Origin of the sequence: Nonomuraea maheshkhaliensis (assembly GCF_039529435.1) — a bacterium.
GTDB classification, from domain to species: Bacteria; Actinomycetota; Actinomycetes; order Streptosporangiales; family Streptosporangiaceae; genus Nonomuraea; species Nonomuraea maheshkhaliensis.
Genome location: NZ_BAAAMU010000048.1, coordinates 1 through 20,778, shown reverse-complemented (window position 1 = coordinate 20,778; position 20,778 = coordinate 1). Strand labels below are relative to the sequence as shown.

19 protein-coding genes, 4 tRNA genes and 1 pseudogene are annotated in these 20,778 nt (G+C 71.0%); 10 read left to right on the top strand and 14 right to left on the bottom strand.

Features of this window, described 5'->3' with window-relative positions:
* The coding region (locus tag ABFX54_RS28690; RefSeq protein ID WP_346109665.1) for an SDR family NAD(P)-dependent oxidoreductase at window positions 1-1,251 on the top strand (1,251 nt) is incomplete at its 5' end.
* A 42-nt stretch (window positions 1,252-1,293) separates the two neighbouring features.
* Here ABFX54_RS28690 and ABFX54_RS28685 read toward each other — a convergent pair.
* Window positions 1,294-1,896 (bottom strand): histidine phosphatase family protein, encoded by a 603-nt coding sequence (locus ABFX54_RS28685; RefSeq protein ID WP_346109664.1) that lies wholly within the window; start codon window positions 1,894-1,896, stop codon window positions 1,294-1,296.
* Window positions 1,897-1,900: 4 nt separating this feature from the next.
* Complete coding sequence (locus ABFX54_RS28680) at window positions 1,901-3,046, bottom strand: PEP/pyruvate-binding domain-containing protein (protein WP_346109663.1); 1,146 nt, start codon at window positions 3,044-3,046, stop codon at window positions 1,901-1,903.
* 59 nt (window positions 3,047-3,105) lie between these two features.
* Here ABFX54_RS28680 and ABFX54_RS28675 point away from each other — a divergent pair, with 59 nt between their 5' ends.
* Complete coding sequence (locus ABFX54_RS28675; protein WP_346109662.1) at window positions 3,106-3,501, top strand: DNA-binding protein; 396 nt, start codon at window positions 3,106-3,108, stop codon at window positions 3,499-3,501.
* Window positions 3,498-4,145 carry a transcriptional regulator gene (locus ABFX54_RS28670; protein WP_346109661.1) on the top strand — a complete coding sequence of 216 codons (648 nt, stop codon included), beginning with the start codon at window positions 3,498-3,500 and terminating at the stop codon, window positions 4,143-4,145. The genes ABFX54_RS28675 and ABFX54_RS28670 overlap by 4 nt, the downstream gene beginning before the upstream one ends.
* Before the next feature lie 15 nt (window positions 4,146-4,160).
* Here the strand turns inward: ABFX54_RS28670 and ABFX54_RS28665 are convergent.
* The 4 genes from ABFX54_RS28665 to ABFX54_RS28650 all read right to left on the bottom strand — a co-directional run bounded on the left by ABFX54_RS28665 (window position 4,161) and on the right by ABFX54_RS28650 (window position 4,488).
* Window positions 4,161-4,236, bottom strand: a tRNA-Arg gene (locus tag ABFX54_RS28665).
* 4 nt (window positions 4,237-4,240) lie between these two features.
* A tRNA-Glu gene (locus tag ABFX54_RS28660) sits at window positions 4,241-4,313 on the bottom strand.
* Between the two features lie 22 nt (window positions 4,314-4,335).
* Window positions 4,336-4,408, bottom strand: a tRNA-Leu gene (locus ABFX54_RS28655).
* Window positions 4,409-4,417: 9 nt separating this feature from the next.
* A tRNA-Ala gene (locus ABFX54_RS28650) sits at window positions 4,418-4,488 on the bottom strand.
* Window positions 4,489-4,904: 416 nt separating this feature from the next.
* Here ABFX54_RS28650 and ABFX54_RS28645 point away from each other — a divergent pair.
* Window positions 4,905-6,116, top strand: a complete 1,212-nt coding sequence (locus tag ABFX54_RS28645) for a serine hydrolase domain-containing protein (RefSeq protein WP_346109660.1) — start codon at window positions 4,905-4,907, stop codon at window positions 6,114-6,116.
* Between the two features lie 271 nt (window positions 6,117-6,387).
* Here ABFX54_RS28645 and ABFX54_RS28640 read toward each other — a convergent pair whose 3' ends face one another.
* Window positions 6,388-7,449 carry a HesA/MoeB/ThiF family protein gene (locus ABFX54_RS28640; RefSeq protein WP_346109659.1) on the bottom strand — a complete coding sequence of 354 codons (1,062 nt, stop codon included), beginning with the start codon at window positions 7,447-7,449 and terminating at the stop codon, window positions 6,388-6,390.
* Window positions 7,450-7,521: 72 nt separating this feature from the next.
* The gene (locus tag ABFX54_RS28635) at window positions 7,522-8,388 is read right to left on the bottom strand and encodes an aldo/keto reductase (RefSeq protein WP_346109658.1); all 867 of its coding nucleotides are present in this window, start codon (window positions 8,386-8,388) and stop codon (window positions 7,522-7,524) included.
* A 513-nt stretch (window positions 8,389-8,901) separates the two neighbouring features.
* Here ABFX54_RS28635 and ABFX54_RS28630 point away from each other — a divergent pair.
* The 6 genes from ABFX54_RS28630 (at window position 8,902) to ABFX54_RS28605 (ending at window position 15,899) form a co-directional block, all read left to right on the top strand.
* Window positions 8,902-10,329, top strand: coding sequence for a serine hydrolase domain-containing protein (locus ABFX54_RS28630; protein WP_346109657.1), 1,428 nt, complete (start codon window positions 8,902-8,904; stop codon window positions 10,327-10,329).
* A gap of 117 nt (window positions 10,330-10,446) precedes the next feature.
* Window positions 10,447-10,887 carry a hypothetical protein gene (locus tag ABFX54_RS28625; RefSeq protein WP_346109656.1) on the top strand — a complete coding sequence of 147 codons (441 nt, stop codon included), beginning with the start codon at window positions 10,447-10,449 and terminating at the stop codon, window positions 10,885-10,887.
* Between the two features lie 15 nt (window positions 10,888-10,902).
* Window positions 10,903-11,055: a hypothetical protein gene (locus tag ABFX54_RS28620; protein WP_346109655.1), complete on the top strand. Its 153-nt coding sequence runs from the start codon at window positions 10,903-10,905 to the stop codon at window positions 11,053-11,055.
* The gene (locus ABFX54_RS28615) at window positions 11,052-13,097 is read left to right on the top strand and encodes a WD40 repeat domain-containing serine/threonine protein kinase (RefSeq protein WP_346109654.1); all 2,046 of its coding nucleotides are present in this window, start codon (window positions 11,052-11,054) and stop codon (window positions 13,095-13,097) included. Before ABFX54_RS28620 ends, ABFX54_RS28615 begins: the two co-directional genes overlap by 4 nt.
* Window positions 13,098-13,251: 154 nt before the next feature.
* Entirely contained in the window at window positions 13,252-14,256 is a 1,005-nt protein-coding gene (locus tag ABFX54_RS28610) for a hypothetical protein (RefSeq protein WP_346109653.1), read from the top strand.
* 1,040 nt (window positions 14,257-15,296) lie between these two features.
* Window positions 15,297-15,899: a helix-turn-helix domain-containing protein gene (locus ABFX54_RS28605; protein WP_346109652.1), complete on the top strand. Its 603-nt coding sequence runs from the start codon at window positions 15,297-15,299 to the stop codon at window positions 15,897-15,899.
* Here ABFX54_RS28605 and ABFX54_RS28600 read toward each other — a convergent pair.
* The 6 genes and pseudogenes from ABFX54_RS28600 to ABFX54_RS28580 form a co-directional block, all read right to left on the bottom strand.
* A complete protein-coding gene (locus ABFX54_RS28600) occupies window positions 15,832-16,368 on the bottom strand; it encodes a hypothetical protein (protein WP_346109651.1) in 537 nt (178 codons plus the stop codon). The two genes, ABFX54_RS28605 and ABFX54_RS28600, sit on opposite strands and share 68 nt — an antisense overlap.
* 24 nt (window positions 16,369-16,392) lie before the next feature.
* Window positions 16,393-17,718 carry an FAD-dependent monooxygenase gene (locus ABFX54_RS28595; protein ID WP_346109650.1) on the bottom strand — a complete coding sequence of 442 codons (1,326 nt, stop codon included), beginning with the start codon at window positions 17,716-17,718 and terminating at the stop codon, window positions 16,393-16,395.
* A complete protein-coding gene (locus tag ABFX54_RS28590; protein WP_346109649.1) occupies window positions 17,715-18,545 on the bottom strand; it encodes an SDR family NAD(P)-dependent oxidoreductase in 831 nt (276 codons plus the stop codon). The genes ABFX54_RS28595 and ABFX54_RS28590 overlap by 4 nt, the downstream gene beginning before the upstream one ends.
* Window positions 18,532-18,825, bottom strand: a complete 294-nt coding sequence (locus ABFX54_RS57075) for an AMP-binding enzyme (protein WP_428834585.1) — start codon at window positions 18,823-18,825, stop codon at window positions 18,532-18,534. The genes ABFX54_RS28590 and ABFX54_RS57075 overlap by 14 nt, the downstream gene beginning before the upstream one ends.
* Before the next feature lie 150 nt (window positions 18,826-18,975).
* A pseudogene (locus tag ABFX54_RS28585) lies at window positions 18,976-19,950 on the bottom strand (class I adenylate-forming enzyme family protein); the annotation flags it as partial.
* 30 nt (window positions 19,951-19,980) lie between these two features.
* Window positions 19,981-20,484, bottom strand: coding sequence for an EF-hand domain-containing protein (locus ABFX54_RS28580; protein ID WP_346109647.1), 504 nt, complete (start codon window positions 20,482-20,484; stop codon window positions 19,981-19,983).
* Window positions 20,485-20,778 lie beyond the last annotated feature (294 nt).

Below are 20,778 nucleotides of genomic sequence, written 5' to 3'. Positions count from 1 at the left end.
GGCCTGGACGGCCCCGACGACGAGGGCGGCGCGGACGCCGCGCTGGCCGCGGGCGACGTCACCATCGTGATCAACAACGCGGGCGTCGGCGGCGTGGGCACCGGGCTGCTGGAGGGCTCCTTCGACGGCGCCCGCCAGGCGATGGAGGTCAACTACTTCGGCACCTGGGCCGTCTCGCGGGCGTTCGCGCCCATCCTGGCCCGCAACGGCGGCGGAGCCCTGGTCAACGTGCTGTCGGTGGCCTCCTGGGGCGGGCGGCCGGACTTCCCCGGGTACGCGGCGTCGAAGGCCGCGCAGTGGTCACTGACCGACTCGCTGCGCCAGGCGCTGCACCGGCAGGGCACGCTCGTGCTCGGGGTGCACGTGGGGTTCGTCGACACCGACCTCAGTGCCTGGGTCGACGCCCCGAAGATCGGCGCCGACGCGCTGGCCGAGCAGGTCATGGACGCCCTCCTCGCCGGTCAGTACGAACTGCTGGCCGACGAGAAGACCCGCAGGGCCAAGGCCGCGCTGTCGCAGCCGGCCGGACCGCCCTCCGCCTTAGGTTTCCCTGATGACCAGAAGTTTTCCCGAACCGGCCCGGGGCAGGCGAGCGGTCGGGCCGACCTACGAGCAAGCGCGGGGGCGCACGTCATGGACATGAAACTCGAAGTCGTCGTGGTGCCCGTCACGGACGTCGACCGGGCCAAGGACTTCTACACCGGGCTGGGCTGGCGGCTGGACGCCGACGTCAGCACGGGCCCGGACTTCCGGGTCGTGCAGGTCACCCCGCCCGGCTCGCCGGCCTCGGTCATCTTCGGCACGTCCGTCACGACCCAGGCGCCGGGCTCGGCTCAGGGCCTGCACCTGATCGTGGACGACATCGCGGCCGCGTACGACGAGCTCCAGCGACTCGGCGCCGCGCCGAGCGAGGTCTTCCACGACGCGGGGGGCGTCTTCCACCACGGGAGCGACGACGCCCGGATCCCCGGCCCGGCCCCGGAGCGCGGCAGCTACGGCTCGTTCCTGTCGTTCAGCGACCCGGACGGCAACGGCTGGGTGCTGCAGGAGGTGACCACCCGGCTCCCTGGCCGGCTGGACCCGTCGGCCACCACGTTCGCCTCGACCGCGGACCTGGCCGCCGCCCTGCGCCGCGCCGCCGCCGCGCACGGCGAGCACGAGGCCCGCATCGGCGCCGAGGACCCGGACTGGCCGAGCTGGTACGCCGACTACCTGGGACGCGAGCAGGCCGGAACGGGCCTGCCGTCGTGACCACGATCGCCGGCGTCGCGGGCGCCAGGCCGTGGGGCGGCGTCAGGGGCGCGGGGCCTGGGGGAAGCCCGTCCAGCGGAGTTCTGGGCGGAGATGGCTCATGTCGTTGAACATGCCGATGCTCGGGGGCGCGCCCGGCCGGTATTCGACGACGGTGAGGGCGGCGTTGGCACTGCTGAGCCCGAGCCAGCGTACGGGTGGCGCGTCAAGGGCGTCGCGGATGAGCCACGCGATCGGATAAGCGTGGGTGATGAGGAGTTCGTGCACATCGTTCTCCGACTCAGGCGCGTGCGCGAAACGTGCGGTGAGGCTCCGGGCGATCTCCTGGCCCGCCGCCGCGTCCTGCGCGGAATAGCCGTCGAAGAACGGCCTCCATGACGGCGGGATCTCCTCCCTTTCCGGGACGTAGGGCACGTGGTCGATGAGTTCGGCGGCCTCGGCGACAGAGGTGATCCCTCCGAGGAACAGGTCGATTTCACGGGCCGTATCGGCGGCTCGTGGAAGCGGGGAGTGCCACACGGCCCCGATGGGAAGATGGGCGAGACGCTTTCCCATCGCCCGGGCTTGTTCGCGGCCGGTGTCGGTGAGGTTGCCGAATGCGTCGGCGTGGCCGTGCCGGGCGAGGTAGAGATATCGGGTCGCCATGATTTCACAGGAGGGTGATGGTCCCCGCGGTTCCGTCGAGGGCGATCCGGTGACCGTTCTCCACCCGATTCAGCGCGTCGGCTACGCCGAGCACGGCCGGGATGCGGTATTCGCGGGCGACGATCGCGGCGTGCGACAGCGCACCGCCGGTTTCGGTGACGACCCCCGCGGCGATCCTGAACAACGGCGTCCAGGCGGGATCCGTATATGGGCAGACCACGATTTCGCCGGGCCGCACGTCCTTGAAGTCCGCAGGGCCGCGAACGATTCGCGCGGCCCCGATGACCGTTCCGTGTGATCCCGGCGTTCCCGTCAGCGCATGTTCAGGGGCGGAAAGGCGGAGCGCGGGAAGTGCTGCGGTGACCGGGCGCGCTTGCAGCACCCATACGGCACCGCCCGCGACCGCCCATTCGACATCCTGCGGTCCACCCTGAATCTCCGCGATCCGACGCCCGAGCTTCGCCAATATCGCCGTCGTGTCGTCGTCCAGCGCTCGCGCCCGCTCATCCGTAACGGCACTTTCGACGACACCACCGCGCACCGGGTCGAGATCGATACGGATTCTCTTGCTGCCGACCGTGCAGCGGACGGACCCATCCGCCGTGACCTCATACGCGTCAGGGGTGACCATTCCGCCCACGACGGCAAGCCCAAGACCCCAGGCCGCTTCGATCCGAGTGGAATCTCCAGGCTGCTGAGGCGTGAACATGACCCCCGAAATCTCAGCCTCGATCAAGCGTTGCACGAGAACGCCCATGCCGGAAAAGGACGACACGGCGTCGACCGTTGCCTGACCCCAATAGTCATTCACCCTCGCGGCATTCGCCGACGCCCAGCAAGCGGCTATCGCTTCGCATACATTCGCCGTTCCGCGAGCGCCGATAACGCTCTCGTACTGGCCAGCCGCCGACGCCTCCGCCGTGTCCTCGTTCATGGCCGAGGAACGCACGGCCACCACGGGATCACCCAGCCGCCCGAGCTCCCGCGCGACCGCGCCGCGAAGCGGTTCGGAAACCTCCAGGCCGCGCCCGCCGTCATGCGGAACGACGAACCCATCGGGCACCGGCAGCCCCTCGCGCAGCAGCACGCCCAGCGTCGCCGCCTTCCCTCCACAGCTCGCGCGCGTCGCGTCGGCGAGTGCCGTCAGCATCGCATCTCCCATCAACATAAGATTGACAACATTATGTTGATGCTACCAGGATGGGGCGCATGGAACGCAAGCACGACCTCGACCGCGCCGACCGCGCCGACCACGCGCAGGCGCAACGGGAACGCGACGCCCGAGAACGCATCCTGGCCATCGGTGCCGATCACCTCGAGCCACGCCCATGGCGCCCCGCACCGGCGCCGCCCACCGCGACCGACCTGACGCAGTACGCGCTCTGGCGCGCCGCGGACCTCGGCCCCGACGAACTGCTGGGCGCACTCGCGCTGATCCCGGCGGCACGGGCCGAGATCGAGGGCGTGGAAACCGGGCTGCTCTTCGTCGCCCGCAGCGCGGGTTTGACGTGGGCGCAGATCGCGGACGCCATGGGCTTCAATTCTCCGCAGGCGTGCCAGCAGTATGTGAACCGTCTCACCGCCCGTCAGGACAAACGAGCATGAGCAACCAGTCAGCGCCGGAACTGCTCGTCCTGCACGCCGTACGACTCATCGGCTATGCGGACACAGACGCGATCGCCGCACGCGCCGGCACGGATTCCGCCGAAACGCTGCGCCTTCTGCACGAGGCCGAGCGTGCGGGCTGGGTGCAGCACCTCGCCTTCGCAGACCTCGGCGGCTGGTCACTGACCGACGCGGGAAAAACCGAGAACGAACGTCGGCTCGCGGCCGAGCGCAAGCACGCCGACCCCGAAAACACGATCGCAGCCGGCTATCGCGCCTTCCTCCCGCTCAACGCCCGGCTGGTACGCGCCGTCACCGACTGGCAGATCAGACCGACCGACACCGACCAGTTCGCACCCAACGATCACAGCGACCGTTCATGGGACGGGCGAATACTCGACGAGCTGACAACACTCGGCGCCGAACTCGCTCCTCTGGCCGATCGCCTTTCAGACGTGCTCCCCCGATTCGACGGATACACCGATCGCTATGTGGCGGCGCTGACCCGGGCCATGCGCGGCGAGCACAACTGGATCGACACGACCGACGTGGACTCGTGCCACCGGGTCTGGTTCCAGCTCCACGAAGACCTCATCGCCACCCTCGGCGTCGATCGGTACGCGGAGAAATCCGACGGCGTGTGAACAGCCGACGATGAGTGGCCCCAGCAGGACTCGAACCCGCAACAGACCCGGCTTCGTAGGCCGGCGCTCTATCCCATTGAGCTATAAGGCCGCAGTACCCCGTACCGGACTCGAACCGGCGATTTCCCGGGTGAAAGCCGGGCGTCCTGACCGCTGGACCAACGGGGCAAGCCTCCGTGACGGAGGTTCGTACGTCCGGCGGGATTCGAACCCGCACCGTCCGGTTCCTTAAACCGGTGCCTCTGCCATTGGGCCACGGACGCTCTGAAACGTGGACCGACGGGATCTCGAAACCCGAACTCCTGCTTGCAAGGCAGGTGTGATGCCTTTTCACCATCAGCCCTTGGTGTTCCGCTGTGCAATTGTGCAGCCGCGAGGTGCGGGTAAAAGGAAAGGCCGCCTGGTGTGACACCTGGCGGCCTTTCGGAGGAATCCTCTGCGGGGATTATCCGGGGGCCCGCCTGGCCGGCGCGCAGCCGAGCGCCGCGCGACGCTGACGACGGCGTCGTTCGCGCTCGTACTCGATGGCTGCGATCAGCATGACTGGCCTTTCCTGACGTGTTCCGATGGATAAGACGTTAATGGCGGGCGCGTCGGCCGCGCCACTCATTAAATGAGCCTTTGTCAGCCCGGAGTCGTACGAGGGTGCGACCGCGGTCGCAGACGGAGATCGTCACCCGTGCGGAGGGAAACGGCCGCACGCGTCGCCAGGATGGAGATCGTTCCCACGACCCCCGCCAGGAAGACGCACGTCACCCCATGAACGGTAAACGCGCGGCCCTCGCCGCGCTCGTCGCCGCCGGCCTGCTGTCCGCCCAAGCCACGGCCTCCGCCTCCGTGCAAGCCCCAGCCTCCGCGCAGGCCCCGGCCTCCGCTCGGTCCCCGCACGAAGAGCCCGCCGGGCTGCGGCAGGCGCTCGACGCGACCGTGGCCGCCGGCGCCCCGGGCGTGCTGGCCAGGATCGACGACGAGCACGGCACCTGGATCGGCACCAGCGGCACCGCCGACCTGAGCACCCGCGCGCCGATGCCGCGCGAGGCGCGCTTCCGTGTCGCCAGCGTCACCAAGAGCATGGTCGCCACCGTCGTGCTGCAACTCGTCCAGGAGGGCCGGCTGAGCCTGGACGAGCGCGTCGGCGAGCGGCTGCCCGGCCGGATCGACGACGGCGACCTGATCACCGTACGGCAACTGCTCAACCACACCGGCGGCCTGGCCACCTACGACAAGGCGCCCGAGTTCGCCGACCCCGAGCGGTACGGCCGCCGGACCTACACCCCGCAGCGGCTCATCGACGAGGCCGAACGGCTCCCCCAGCCGGAACGGGGCCGCTTCGCCTACTCCAACACCGGCTACATCCTGCTCGGACTGCTGGTGGAGAAGGTGACCGGCCACCGGCTGAGCGCCGAACTCGACCGCAGGATCTTCCGCCCGTCCGGCATGACGCGCTCCTACCTGCCCGGGACCGAGCCGGGCATCCGCGGCCCGCACGCCACCGGCTACTACCTGCCCGTGGGCGACGAGACCGGCGCGCTGCGGTCCATCACCCGGCTGAACCCGTCGTTCGCCTGGGCCGCGTACGGGGTGGTGTCCGACGCCCGCGACCTGAACCGCTTCTACCGGGCGCTGTTCGGCGGCCGGCTCGTCAGCCCGGCCCTGCTGCAGCAGATGCGCACCGGCGTCGGCACTCCCCAGGCCCCGATCTTCCCCCGGTACGGGCTCGGCCTGGAGTCGGTGGGGCTCACCTGCGGCGAGCTGTGGGGCGCGACCGGCGCGATCCCCGGCTACCTGACCTTCAGCTTCGCCGACGCCGCCGGCGAGCGCCGGATGACGGTGTCGGTCAACGTGCACCGCGCCGATCCCGGGATCGTGCCCATGCTGCTGGGCGTCCTCGACGCGCTCAACCGCTATTTCTGCGCGGAACCGTACGAGCCGCCGGGCAAGACCGCCGCTGCTCCCCTACTGGCGCGATGAACGGAGACGGAGACGGCAGGGACCGCGCCGGGGGTGAGACCGACCGCGTCTCGGGCGGGCCCGCCGTCTCCCTCGCTCATCTCCGGGCGGTCAGTTGGAGACGCCGTGGCTGGGCGCCACGGCGGCTCCTGTCTTGCCCAGCCTGCGTACGACGATCTTCTTCTGGTTCCGCTCCTGCTGGTCCTGCCGGACTGGGATGTTGCTCATCGCACTCCTCACCGATCGAGGTCGGGAACGGCAACCGCGAGAGTATGGTCTCCAGGCCTTCCGATCAAGAACAGATTTCACACCCGTCCCGCGAGGGGTGCCTGGCGTACACGTGCCCGTCCGGATCGAGCAGCGTCACCCCGTGGAAATAGCCGGGCGGCACGCTCGACACCCTGGTCACCTGCGCGAGCACGTCGTACGCGACGAGTTGCCCGGACAGTCCGGCCGACGCGCCGGTCACGCCCGGCCAGGCGTACCCGCCGCCGGGCTGCGGCGCGATGCCGGCGCGCACGCACTCGAAGCAGGGCCCGCCGGGCCCGAAGACGCCCACGCTGACCAGCGGCCCGTGGTATCCGCCGCTCACCCACGGGATCCCGGCCGCGGCGCAGGCGCGGTTCGCCCAGGTCTGGATGCCGTACGGCTCCCGCGGCAGGTCGGCGCAGAGCGCCAGCACGTGGAACCCGTCGATCAGCCGCGCCAGCGCCTCAGGACCGTCCACCGACGCCGTCTCCACGGTGATCTCGATGTCGGAGTTGACCCGGCGCAGCCGGTCGAGCGCCACCTCCGCCTTGGGCCGGCCCAGGTCCGCCTCGGTGTAGAGGATCTGCCGATTGAGGTTCGACAGCTCCACGACGTCGGGATCGACCAGGTGCAGGCGTCCGACACCCGCGGCGGCCAGCGACCACGCGGCGTGGCTGCCGGTACCGCCGAGGCCGAGCACCAGCACGCGGGCGGCCTTGAGCCGCAGTTGCGGCTCCCAGCCGTGGTCGCGCGGGGTGAGGTCGACCCAGCGGAAGTAGTCCCTGCTGCGGCTGTAGCGTTCCTTCTCCCGTTCGCTCAATTGCTCGCAGGCGCCCGGTCCCGCCTCCTCCACGTGGCCGGAGGCGAGCAGCGTCTCGACGATGTCGCCGGCGTCCTCCCCGGTCAGGACGGGGAAGGCGGCGCGCAGCCCGGCGGCGACGTCGGCGGGGGTACGGGTGCCGTCCATGAGCGTCAGCGCGGCCCACGCCCACCCGTCGGCATCGGTGATCTCGGAGGCGATGCCGTACAGGGCGCCGCCGAGCCTGATGGTGCCGTCGGCGAGGCGGTGGGGCGCGTGCTCGGGTTTGACGCGGGGAAGACGCATCCACCGATGGTCGGGACCCGCCCGACCGGCCGTCAAGACGCCTGTCCGATCCCGGCCGCAGTGGCTGATCAACTAGCCGATCCGGTCGAGCAGGGCCGTCTCCTCTTCGGACAGCCGCAGGTCCTTCGCGGCCACGTTCTCGGCCAGGTGGGCGGGGTCGCCGGTGCCCGGTATGGCCAGTACGTGCGGCCCCTGCCGCAGCGTCCAGGCGATCCGGACCTGCGCGGGCGTCGCGCCGTGGGCGCGGGCGACGGCGAGCACGCTCTCGTGCTCCGGTGCGCCGGCCCCCGCCTCGCGCCCGGCGCCGGCGATGGCGAAGAACGGCACGAAGGCCAGGCCCTGCTCACCGCAGATCCGCAACATCTCCCGCTCGCCGGCCGGCGCGCCGACGCCGAAGGCGTTCTGTACGCACACTACCGGCGCGATGGCCTGCGCCTCGGCCAGCTGAGCAGGGGTGACGTTGGAGACGCCCAGGTGCCGGATCAGACCGGCCTCGCGCAGAGCAGCCAGGGCGCCGAAGTGCTCGGCGATCGAGCCGCCTCTCCGGCTCGGTGGCACCCGCAGGTTGACGACGTCGAGGTGGTCGCGGCCGAGCCCGCGCAGGTTCTCCTCCACCTGGCCGCGCAGTTGCTCGGGCGCGGCCCAGTACCAGGTGCCGGAGGCGTCCCGCGCCGGCCACACCTTCGTGGCGATGACCAGATTGTCCGGGTACGGGGCGAGCGCCTTCCTGATCAGCTCGTTGGCGGACAGGCTCGATGAGAAGTAGAAGGCGGCGGTGTCGATGTGATCGACCCCGAGCTCGATCGCGCGCCGCAGCACCGCGATCGAACGGTCGCCGTCCCCCGCCGCGCCGGGGCCGAAGGCGACGCCGCCGGTCAGCCGCATCGCGCCGAACCCGATCCGGTTGACGGTGAGGTCGCCGAGCTTCCAGGTGTGCATGATCGGTCCTTCGGGAGAGGTGGAAGAGGAGTGGCCATGGCGATCGGGTCGTGGAACCGGATCCGGGCACAAAAAAGCCTCTCCGGCGGACACGGGTCCAAGCCGAAGAGGCTCAACTGATGCGATCATCATAGCAGGTTGTTCAGCGCCCGCGAGATGAAGGTCTCAGCCCAGCAGCATGATCAAGCCGGCGACGAGCATCGTGGCGACGAGCACGGCCACCACGACCAGAGCCTTCGTGCCCAGCCGGCGGCGGATGAACTTCGGGTTGTGCGCCATCGTTTCCTCCATGGTCGGGAGCGGTGCCGGATCGCCGGGCAGGCGACGCCGATCACCCGTCACCCGGCACAGTCGGGTGAGCGGACGGGAAGGTTCACGGACGCCCGAGTGGCGATCATCTACCCCACCTCGGGCCGCCCTCGTTCGCCAGAGCAAGACGAGGCTGACCGCGTTTCCCGAGCACGGTCAGAAACTCGATCGTGCGGATCGGGGCGGATTCGTTAGGGTGCCCGGGTGTCCTCTCAGCACACCCTCCTGCCGCGTTCAGCACCGACCGCCGAGGGGATGTCGTCCCGTTCGATCGGCGCCCTGCTGGACCGGCTCGAAGCGCAGGCCGTCGAGTGCCACTCCCTCATGATCGTGCACCACGGTCACGTCGTCGCCGAGGGCTGGTGGGCGCCGTACTCGGCCGAACGCCCGCACCTGCTCTACTCGCTGACCAAGTCGTTCACCTCGATCGCCGTGGGGCTCGCGATCGAGGACGGGCTGCTCTCACTCGACGACCGGGTGGTGGACGTGCTGCCCGACCACGTTCCGGCCGACATCTCGGCGCAGGGACGCCGCCTCACCGTCCACCACCTGCTGTCCATGACGACCGGACACCAGGCGGACAGCCTCGACGAGGCCTGGCGGCTGGAGCCGGGCGACCTGGTGAAGGGCTTTCTGCGCGTACGGCTTCCCGAGGCGGAGGGCACACGGCACGCCTACGACAATCCGACCACCTTCGTCCTGGCCCGGATGGTGGAACGGGTCACCGGCCGCGCCCTGCCCGAACTCCTCGACGAGCGCCTCTTCCACCCGATGGGCGTCGAGCACGCCGAATGGGACCGGGTGGCGAGCGGCGCCGCCTTCGGATTCCACGGCCTGCACCTCACGACCGAAGCTGTCGCCGCCTTCGGCGAGCTGCTGCTGCGCGGAGGTCTCTGGAACGGCCGGCAGCTCGTCCCCCGCGCATGGGTGGAACGCGCGACCAGCCGGCAGATCGGCTACCGGCCGTCCGAGGACGGGTCGGGCGACGCCGACTTCAACTGCGGCTACGGCTACCAGTTCTGGATGGCGCGGCACGGCTACCACGGTCACGGCGCCTTCGGCCAGCAGTGCGTGGTGGTCCCGTCGCACGATCTCGTGGTCGCCGTCACCGCCCAGGGAGACGCCCAGGCCGTGCTCGACTCCGTCTGGGAGTGCCTGCTGCCCGGCGTGGACCATACGGACGACACCAAAGACGACGGGCTCCTCGCCGATCGGCTGCGGCGACTGTCACTCGCGCCGGTGCCAGGCTCGGCCGCCCCGGGGCGTCGCGCCAAGGCGAGACTGGACGCCTCCGCCGCGGACTCGGCTCTGCCCGACGGAACCGCGATGATCGTCGATCCCGTGGACGGCGGCTGGCTCCTGCGCTTCGGGGCGCTCCTCGACGTCGAGGCCGGCCACGGCGAATGGCGGGAGAGCTCGCCACTCGGCCGCCCTGTCGTAGCGACCGGCGCCTGGCAGGGCGACACGTTCGTCGCCGACCTCTACGTCATCACCACCCCGCACCGGGTCCGGCTGGTGGTCGACGCCGGCACGGGGACGGCGACGGCGACATGGAGCACCGTACCCCTGACCGGCCCCGATCTGACGCTGCATCTGCGCACGCCGCTCATGACCCGGCCCGACGTCGCGTAGGCGCCGGCGGGAGATCCGGGTGGCACCGCGGGCGCTGCTGGACGAGCTGGCCGCCCTCGCCTCGTACGACCCGCAACGTGCTGATGTGGCCTGGCCGCCGGACGCCCCACTGCCGTTGTGCTGCACGACGGCGGCACATACCGCCTCTCCGGCTGGGTGAATCGCGCGCTGACCGACCCCGGTGTGCGCGATCTCGACCTGCGGGACTGTGCCGCCGACGTCGACGGCTCGTTGGTCGAGGTCCCCTGCGACGCCGCTGACGCCGAATACCGCGTCATCCTGCAACAGACCTGGGGGCAGGACTCGACGCCCCCCAGCGATCCGAGTGAGACCCGCGAGGGCCTGGAGGATTGGGACCGTGCGGTAGAGACCCCATCCTGCAACGTCTGCTTGCTGCGCATCTCTGGCGACTGCGGCGAGCCGCCGATCCAGACATGGTGTGCAGGGCCGGGGCCGGAGCTCGGAACCGGTATGGGGGCGCTCATCTGGCCGATTCACTTCGTGGAAGGCCTGTTTCCTGAAAAGATCTCGGATGGACAGGCACGTGTGTTCTGGTGATGGGGGCGTGCGCCGATGGATCGCAAGCTGGCGACTCGACAGCGGGGCCACCTCGTCAAGGAACACCGCGGCGGCGAGTACGCCATCGCCGACTTCCTCTCCGTTCACCGGGCGACGGTGTACCGCGTGCCTGGACGCTCCCAGGACATGAACGTCGAGGTGCGATGAACTCCCTGCTCTGGCCGGAGCCCTTGCGGCCGGGCGATCCGCGGCAGGCGGGGGCCTATCGGCTGGAGGGACGGCTGGGGGGCGGCGGGATGGGGCAGGTGTTCTTGGGGCGCTCTCCCGGCGGCCGCCCGGTCGCGGTCAAGCTGGTGCGGCCCGATCTGGCCGACGATCCCGGGTTCCGGCGCCGGTTCGCCCTGGAGGCCGAGGCCGCTCGCCGGGTCGGAGGGTTCTACACCGCCCAGCTCATCGACGCTGACCCCGATGCCGACCCGCCATGGCTGGTCACCGCCTACATTCCCGGCCCGTCCCTCCACCAGGCCGTCGAAGCGCACGGCCCGATGCCCGCGGGGGCGATCACCGTGCTGGGAGCGGGACTGGCCGAGGGGCTCGGCGCGATCCACGCCTGCGACCTGGTGCACCGCGACCTCAAACCCTCCAACGTGATCCTTGCCGGAGACGGCCCCCGCGTCATCGACTTCGGCATCACCCGTGCACTCGATGCCACCTCCCACACCCTCTCCCGCGCGGTGATCGGCACCCCCTCGTTCATGTCCCCGGAACAGGCACGAGGCCGTGAGATCGGCCCACCCAGTGACGTGTTCTCCCTCGGACTCGTCCTGGCGTTCGCCGCCACCGGTCGCAGCCCGTTCGGCACAGGACAGGCCGAGGCGATCGTCTACCGCGTAGCCCACGACGAGCCTGACCTCGCCGGCCTGCCCGCGCACCTGACAGACCTGGTGAAGCGCTGCCTGGCCAAGGATCCCGGCGACCGCCCCAGCGTGGCCGGCATCCTCGGAGAACTCACCGATCCCGCCCTGACCACCACCCCATGGCTCCCGCCGCCGATCGAGTCGATGATCGACGAACGCCACGTCCAGACCCGGCCGGCCCCGTCCCCCTCTTCTGATCCCGGTCCCCACAAAGGTGGGACGCGCGTCGATCCCGACCACGATCGAGCCCTAGACACACCCGGCGACATGGAGCACCACCCGCATGAGCCCGGTCACCGGGAGCCCAGTGGCTCCGGCATGTTCACCAACAGGCGCCGCCCGACCCGGCGCCTGCTCCTGCTCGGCGGTCTGGCTGCGCTGGGCGCTGCGGCCGTCCCGATCGGATGGAACTTCTGGTCCCACCGCAACCGGCTGACCGACCGGGATTTGCACACGGTCGCGTTCAGCCCCGACGGGCGCACCATCGCGGGAGGCAACATCCACGGCGACGGCTGGCTGTGGGCCACCGACTCGCACGAGGTGATCGCCGATTTCTCCTCCGAGGATTCCGGCAGCGGCGCCATGGCCTTCACCCCGGATGGCTCCGCACTGGTGACAACTGCGATGAAGGTGCCGTTGCACTTCCGCAACCCCTCCACCGGGAGGGTGACACACTCGCTCTCCTCGCCGGTCGGGGGCGCCCACACGATGGTGTTCAGCGCGGACGGCACCCGACTGGTCGTCGCGGGAAACATCCCGGTCGGCAACCCGGAAGCCTCTGAGATCTGCGTCGTGTGGGATGTCGCGGCCAAGGAGCAGAAACACAAGCTGCCGTTCGCCACGAAGGCCAGTTCCCACGTGAACTCGGCGGCGTTCATCGACGGTGGCGACTCGATCCTGCTGGCAGGGACGGACCTTACTGAAGCCGACGGAACGGACGGATTCTGGCGCTGGAACCTCGACAGCGGTGACCTGAAGCCCATCGGCCCCGACGGGTCCGGCTCGGCGGTCGCCGTGAGCCCGAACGGGAAGCAGTACGCGCTCGGCGGCGCCCACGGCTGCTCCCTCACAGCTGGGGACGGAACCGGGCTGCACATCATCAGCAACGCGGAGGTCGATGCCCTCGCATTCAGCCCGGATGGTGCCACCCTGGCAGTGGCCGACAAGGATGGCATCCGGCTCTGGGACGCGGCGGCCGGTCGGGCAAAGGCGACCGTGACCGACCGCAGGGCTGCCGCACTGGCCTTCCATCCCGATGGCACCTTCCTCGTCTCAGGAGGTTGGTTCGTGGACGCCGAAGGCTGCTGGGTGTGGCCGGTCGAAGACACATGACCCGGCTACGGAAGGTCGCGCCAGCTCTTGGTGGATCCGGCGGGTCTGGAAAGGACGAACAGTCGTCCTCCGCCGTGTCACGGGTGATCACGGTGATGGAAAACGCTGTTCGCCTCGACTGTCGCCGGGGCGGGGCTCTGGTTACTCTGCGATCATGCTGTTCGATCACCGGGCGCCTGCCGCGATAGTGCTCGCCGCCGCCGTCCTCATCACGACCATCACCACGCCCGCGACCGCCACCACCGCGGACCGGATCTTACGGGTCTACAGCAACAACGTCGAGAACCTGGTGACGAACAACGCCGACGGCTCGTGCACCAGGATCTCCGGCCCCGATCACCTCACCTCGATCCTGGTCGACGACGAGGGCCGGACGGGCACCTCCGGTGTGCAGGCGCCCGATCTGCTGATCGTGCAGCAGGTACGCGGCACCGGCCAGGCCTCGGCCTACGCCGACCAGCTCTCGGCCAAGATGGGCTACCCGGCGGGCACGTACAAGGCGATCGTGGCGTGGGACGACCCCGAGCCGTGGGGCAGCACGCACAAGTGCAGCCAGCAGGAGCTCGGCGACCTGAAGAAGAAGCAGACCAACGCGATCATCTACAACACCAGGACGCTGAGCCTCGCGGCCGGCGACGTCTCGAAGTACTGGAGCGCCGGCTGGCTCAAGCCGGGCACGTCGTACGCCGGCGGGGCCGGATGCACGCTGTACAAGCCGCCGAACAACGACAGCGACACCACCAACGCCCACAAATGGAAGCGGACCAGCGCCATCGCGGCGAAGTTCACGATCAGGGACACGGGCACGACGGTCTTCGCCGCCACCATGCACCTCCCCGAGCAGAACGGCGCCAACGCCTGCGCGGGCGCCGGCACCACGGGCATCGCGAACTCCGGCATCCATGTCGGCGCGGACGCCACCGCCCTGATGAACGCCTCGGCGATCCGCGTGATAGGGATCGACGCCAATCGCACGAACATCGCCGCCACCACGCTCAGCGGCTTCGGCATGACCGGTCACGGCACGAAGGCGACCATGGGCTCCAGGAAGATCGACTACCTCTTCGTCAAGGGCGCCGTGCTGCCCTCGCCGATCGGCCACACGGTGAGCGGCACGAAGTCCAACCATCTGGCCCTCTACGGATTCATCACGTACTGAGCGCTCTCCCCGCGACCGCCCGCCGCCGACGCCCGCGAGGGCCGGCGGCTGCGCGGCGGAGGAGGCCGGGCCGGGAACGGCCAGGGCCAGGCCGCGGGCCGTACCGGACAGGCCGGTGGTGTGGGCGCGGGACGCCTCCGCGACAGCGATGCCGATCTCGGCCGCCCGCGTCTCGCGGGTGCCGGGCCCGCCTGGCGGGCGTGACAGCGCCTTCGCGCGGGCCTCGCCCGGGTCGGCGTAGGGGTGGCCCCGCTCGTGCACGCAGGCCGACCAGGTCCGGACCGCCGCGGCGAAGCGCGGGTCCTTGATCACACTCCCCTTGCGGATCCCGGCCACGGTCTGCACGATCCTGGTGACGCGGTACCAGAGGCGCAGATCGCCGTACAGTTCCCGTTGCGCCTGAGAGGTGCAGCTGACCGGGCTTCTCCGCACGACTCCGCCCGTGGGCAGCCGGGCTTCCAGCTCGTCGGCTCGCAGCTCCGTCGCGCCGGCCGCGGTCCTTCGCCGTTGGCGGCGACGAACGCCTCGTGACGGCGCTCGGCCGGCAGCGAGTTCAGGTAACGCCGGTTCGGATTCCGCTCTCTGAGTCGGCCGATCTGTTGCTGGATGTCGCTGCCGTAGCCGTGCCGGCATGCGCGCCTCGCGGTCACTCACCTGCGGAGGAAGGCCGATGGAGGAGGGCCCCCAGCCGGACCCGGGCCGGCAGAAGGGGCTGCGCCTTCCGATGCGCTCGCCGCCGAGCAGGCGCCCAGTGCGAGGAGGCCGGCGATGAACAGGGCGAGCAACGGGCCCGTCGTCACGCGGTTCCGCCCGGCCGCCTTCGCCGGCTCATGTGAAAGGTCCATGAATGAGAGCACCGTTGATCGGAACCTCCAATCGGATTCGCTGGTCTTTCTCATCGCCAAGGATTTCCGGCCAGTCGTGTTCGCGGCGCCGACCTCCGGTATAGGGCAAGCCGGTTGTTCGGTGTCGCACGCTGGACACCGAACAACAACGACTGAACAATGAAGCCTCGGGAACGGGGACGAGCAGGGGGAAGCATGCCTCGTCAGGAACGTCCGCTTGACGATGGTGACGAACGTTTACTCAGATTCGCGGCCGAGCTTCGCCGATTACGGGAAAATGCGGGGTTTTCGTCCCGTGAAGTCGCCAGACGGGCGCACTACTCCGCCGGCACGCTTTCCGAGGCCGCCGACGGGCGCAAACTCCCCAGCATGGCGGTCACCATGGCGTACGCGAAGACCTGCGGAGCCGATCCGGCCGAATGGGAGGCCCGCTGGCGTTCACCGGCCGAGGATCTCGATCGGCCGGACCCCGCGCAAACGCCGGGCGAAACGCCTCCGTACGTCGGGGTGAGAAGTTCCGGACCGGAAGACGCGGACCGTTTCTTCGGCCGCGAGCGATCACTGGAAAAGGTCACCGCCCAATTGCGCCGGGACCGTATTATCGCCGTGCTCGGCGCGTCCGGATCCGGAAAGTCCTCGCTCCTGCGCGCCGGCCTGGTCGCCACCGCGGATCACCCCGCCGGAGTGGGACCGGTACTTTCCCGGCCTCCCCTACCGGCCGCCGTGCCCCTCATGGCTGGACGTGCGCGCAAGATGTCGCGGGATCGAAGAGACCTGGATGGAAGGTCTCCCGGATGAAGAGGGCCGGCTGTGTGCTGCCGGGGTCGATGATGAGGTACCACCTGGAGGCGGCGGCGCGTCCTGGACTCCACGTGTCCACGCCGAGGCCCAGCAACCGGCGGTGATGCGGCTGGGGCAGGTGCGGTCCCAGCGGAGTGGCGCAGGTGCGCAGCAAGCGCTCGGCCCAGGGCAGGCGGCCGAGCGGGGCCAGGACGAGGTTGCGGGAGACGTGCCGGCGCGCGAGGCCGAGCGTGGTGCGCCGGACCAGGACGGGAGCGTCGGCGGGCAGGCCGAGGGGCGCGGCCGCGTCAGGGCACGTCCGACCCACTGCCGCCCGGGTCACCTTCATGTTGCTGACCGTCAGGCGGGCGTCCAGGAGATGTTCGAGCAGGCAGGTGGTGCTGCCGGGGTGGGACAGGAGGGCCCGGGTGCGGGGGTCGGTGAAGGTCTCGGCGCTGACGGGCTGGGGCGCGATCCGCTGGAGCATGGGAACCTCGCAAGGGGTGAGCGATCAGTAGAGGCTGCCGGGGATGCCGGCGTCGCGGGGACCGAAGGGTTGGCGGTCGAGCCAGGCTCCGGCGCGGGGCAGGATCCGGGCGGCGAGGGCGGCGGCGCGCTGCGTGGCCCGGCGATGCGGGCCCGCGGCGGTCAGGTGCGCCAGCGCCTTGCCCGCGGCCAGGCGGTTACGTTCGGCGGCGGCCCGCCTGACCCGGTCGTAGCCGGCCAGGGCGCCGAGGACCGCGCCATCGGCGCCGAGGGCGGCACCAGGACGCTCGTCGCCGGGGCGCACGAGGCCGGCTTGGGCGATGGAGGCGATGGAGGCGATGGAGGCGATGGCCTCGACGGCGGCGGCCGCGTCGGCGATGCCGGAGTTGAGCCCGCGTGCGCCGAAGGGCGCGAACAGGTGCGCGGCCTCCCCCGCCAGCAGGACCCGGCCGCTGGTGAAGGTCTCGGCGACCGCCTGGCGGAACACGTAGTGGGAGGACCAGGTGATCTCGCCGGCGTGGCCGGGTGGCAGCAAGGGCCGCAGCCAGGCGGAGGGGTCGGCGGCGAGCGCCGCGGGATCGTCACCGGCGCGGCACTGCAGGTCCACGCGGTAACCGCCGGTGAAGGGGACGACGAGCACGTTGCGGCCGGCGGCGCGCGGATGGCGGTAGTGGAAGACCCGTTCGGCGGGCAGCGGCCGGTCGGGATCGCCGGCGACGTCCACGACGACGAACGCGTCGCCTCGCGCATCCCCGTCCCTTCGAACGCCGTCCCTCCGAACGCCGGTCCTCAGGAAGCCGCCTCTCCGGATGCCGTTCGCCGGGACGCCGTTCATCGGGATGCCCAGCCGGCGCCGCACGGTCGATCCGGCGCCGTCGGCGGCGATCACGAACGCGGAGCGCCACTGCCTGCCGTCGGTCGCCCGGACCAGGACGGAGTCGTCCAGAAGGGTCACCTCGTCGGCCCGCGCGCACCAGGAGAAGGTCACCCCGGCCCGCAGGGCCGTCTCGCGGAGCAGCGCTTCCACTCGGGGCTGCGGCAGGCTGACGTACGGCGCGAGCTCCGCCGGCATCGGCGCGTGGCGGCGGTGATGGACCTGCCGTCCGGCCCAGTACGTCGCCCGTCCCGCCCACACCAGCCCTTCCTCCGTCACGCGGCCGGCGAGGTAGGGCGAGGCGGTCGCGAGCGTCCGGATCGTCTGCCGGTGCAGGAAGATGGCCCGGCTGCCGGGCTTGGGCTCGGTGGAGGGCAGTTGTTCCAGCACGTGGACGGGCAGGCCCCGGGCGCGCGCCAGCAGGGCGGCCGTCAGTCCCACGGGACCCGCGCCCACGATGAGCGGTCCGTCGATCACGCCCTGGTCCCCTCCACGGGGCGCACCCTGCTCAGCGCGGCCCGCGCGCCCGAGGGCATGGCCACCGCGAAGCCCCCGTCGACGGGGATGTCGGCCCCGGTGACGAACGAGGCCGCCGGTGAGGCCAGCCACGTCACCACCGTCGCGACCTCGTCCGGGCTCGCCCAGCGGCCCAGCGGCACCAGGTCCAGGGCCGCCTCCGAGAGCGCGGGGTCGGTGACGTAGGCGCGGTTGATCGCGGTGTCGATCCACGCCGGGCTGACCGCGTTCACCCGTACCCCCTGGGGTCCGAGTTCGCCCGCCAGGGCCTGGGTGAGGTGCCGCAGGCCGGCCTTGGCCGCTCCGTAGGCGGCGATCTCGGGCCAGGGCCGGGCCGCCGCGATCGACCCGACGTTGACGATGACCCCCTGGCGCCGCCCGGCCATCGCCGGCGCCAGTCTCCTGACGAAGCGGAAGGCGCTGGTGAGGTTGAGGTTGTGCACCCGTTCCCAGCCGTCGTCGCGGACATCCAGCAGCGACGCCTGGAAGACGGGCCCGCCCACGTTGTTCACCAGGACGTCGACCGCGCCGAGCCGCTCCTCGACGGCAGCGCACGCGGCCTCGATCCTGGCCGCGTCGGTGACGTCGCACTCGACCGCCACGGCCCGGCGGCCGTGCGACCGTACGGTGGCCGCGACCGTCTCCAGGTCGTGGCGGGAGCGTCCGAGCACGGCCACATCGGCGCCGGCGGCGGCGAACCCGCGGGCGACGGCCGCTCCGATGCCCCGCGAGGCCCCGGTGACGAGTGCGGTACGGCCGTGCAGGCCGAATCGGTCATTCAGCGACATGCAGCTCCTCGTCGGAAGTGGTCAGGGCACGCTTGTCGACCTTGCCGCTCGCGGTGACCGGCAGTTCGGGGACGAAGACGACCCGGCGCGGCAGCTTGTACGGAGCCAGCACCGCCCGGCAGTGCCCGATGATCTCTTCGGCGGTGAGGACGGCCCCGTCCTCGCCCACCACCCACACGCACGGAATCTCACCCAGCACCGGATCGGGCAGCCCGGCGACGGCGACGTCACGGACCCCCGGATGACCACGGATGGCACGTTCCAATTCGGCCGGGAACACCGAATAGCCGCCGCACAGGACGACGTCCTTGATCCGGTCGAGGATCCGGACCCGCCCGTCGGCGGCGATGACGCCGCCGGCCCCGGTCCGCAGCCACCCGTTGGCGCCGATCGCCTCGGCGCGCAGCCCCGGCGCGTTCCAGTAGCCGGGCGTGACGATCGGGCCGTGGACCTGGAGTTCGCCCGGCGTGCCCGGCGGCGCCGCGTGCCCGTCCGCCCGCACCCGCAGCCGCACGCCGGGCAGCGTCGTTCCGGCCGTGCCGTGGCGGCCGGCCAGCTCGGGCGCGGCCAGCGTGGCCATGCCGCCCAGCTCCGTCATCCCCCATCCCTCCACATAAGGGGCACCGGTACGGTCCTCCCAGGCCAGAGCCAGGTCCTCCCCCGCGCTCTGACCGGCCGAGAGGCCGCACCGCAGCGAGCGGGGCAGCCGCACCTCCGGCTCCAGCAGCAGCCGCCGGTACATCGCGGGCACGCCCGCCATCACGGTCGCCGCGTGCCGGGCCGACCACTCCGCCAGCGCCGCCACGTCGAAGCGCTCCAGCAGGATCAGCTCCGCGCCGCTGCGCAGCGCCGCGTTCATGACGTTCGTCCCGTACGTGTGCGCCAGCGGCAGCGCCGTCACCACCCGGTCCCGCGGCCCGAGCCGCAGGCGTCCGGCCAGGTTGGCGCCGCCCGCGCGGACCGCCCGCCGCGTCTGGATCACCCCCTTGGGCGACCCCGTCGTCCCCGAGGTGTAGGCCAGGCAGGCGGCACCCGCCGCCTGCCTGGCCTCCGGGGCCTGCCGGTTCCGGGGAACCGCGCCGTCCGGGCAGAGCAGCACCTGGTCCGCGTTGCCCGCCAGCGCCTCGGCCCGGTCGGCGGAGACGAACAACGCCCGCATCCCGCAGTCGCGGATCACGTGGGTGAGCTCCGCGACGGCCGACGCCGCGTTGAGCGGCACGCAGCACGCCCGGAGCCGCGCCAGCGCCAGGTATGTCACCACCCATTCCCAGCCGTTGGGCAGGCACAGCCCGACGAGATCACCTTCTCCGATCCCGCAGGCCGCGAGCCTGGCCGCCCGTTCGCCCGCCAGCGCCGTCAACTCGGCACGGCTCACCGTGCGATCGCCGCACACCAGCATGTGAGCGCGGTCCCCGTTCCTCGTCCGATCGGCCGGTCAGAGCAGCGCGTCGGCGCCGGTGTAGTACGCGCGCAGGAACGCGGCGAAGGCGGCCGTGCTCACCCGGCCGGTCCCGCCGCCGTCCAGGTCGTCGAAGAGCTTCACCGAGTACGACAGCGGGAAGCCCCCGGCGCTGTGCAGGCCGAGGAAGTGGTCGCGCTCGATGAGCCCGTCGTCGTCCAGGTCGCAGACGGTGGACACCGCCCCCACGTACGCCTCGCCGTACTCGGCGAACCAGGCGTCGTCGTGGGAGAACGAGCGGTATTCCGAATAGGTCACCTGCCCGTCCTGGTCCAGGTCGGCGGCGGCGGCCAGCCCCGCCCAGAAGCGCCGGCACCCTTCCAAGAGCGCCTGGCCCGCCGGAGCGGCTGCGGGCACGCCCAGCACGCGGCAGACGCGCGTGGCGAAGAGTTCGAAGTCGGCGGACGTCAGCGAGCCGCTGCCGTTCACGTCCAGGAGTTCGAAGCGCATCCGCAGGCGGTCGGCAGCGGAAAAGGACATGGGGGTTCTCCGTTCAGTTCGTGATCCCTGCGATCACGTGATGGACCGGTGAGCCGCTCCTGCCGCGACGTGGTGCCCTGAGGGGTGAGGGAAGGCAACCCGTCGACGGGGAGTCGGCAACCCCATAGCTACCCTGAGTAAGATTTCGTAACCCTGTGTAGAGATCCTGATGCATGCCGGTCGCGGCGGAGGACGGACGGGCGTCCTCCGCCGGGTCGCGGGAGCGTCAGATCTCTTCGACGCTGCTCGGCTCACGCCGGGACAGATCGATACCGAGCTCTTCCGCCGCGCGGA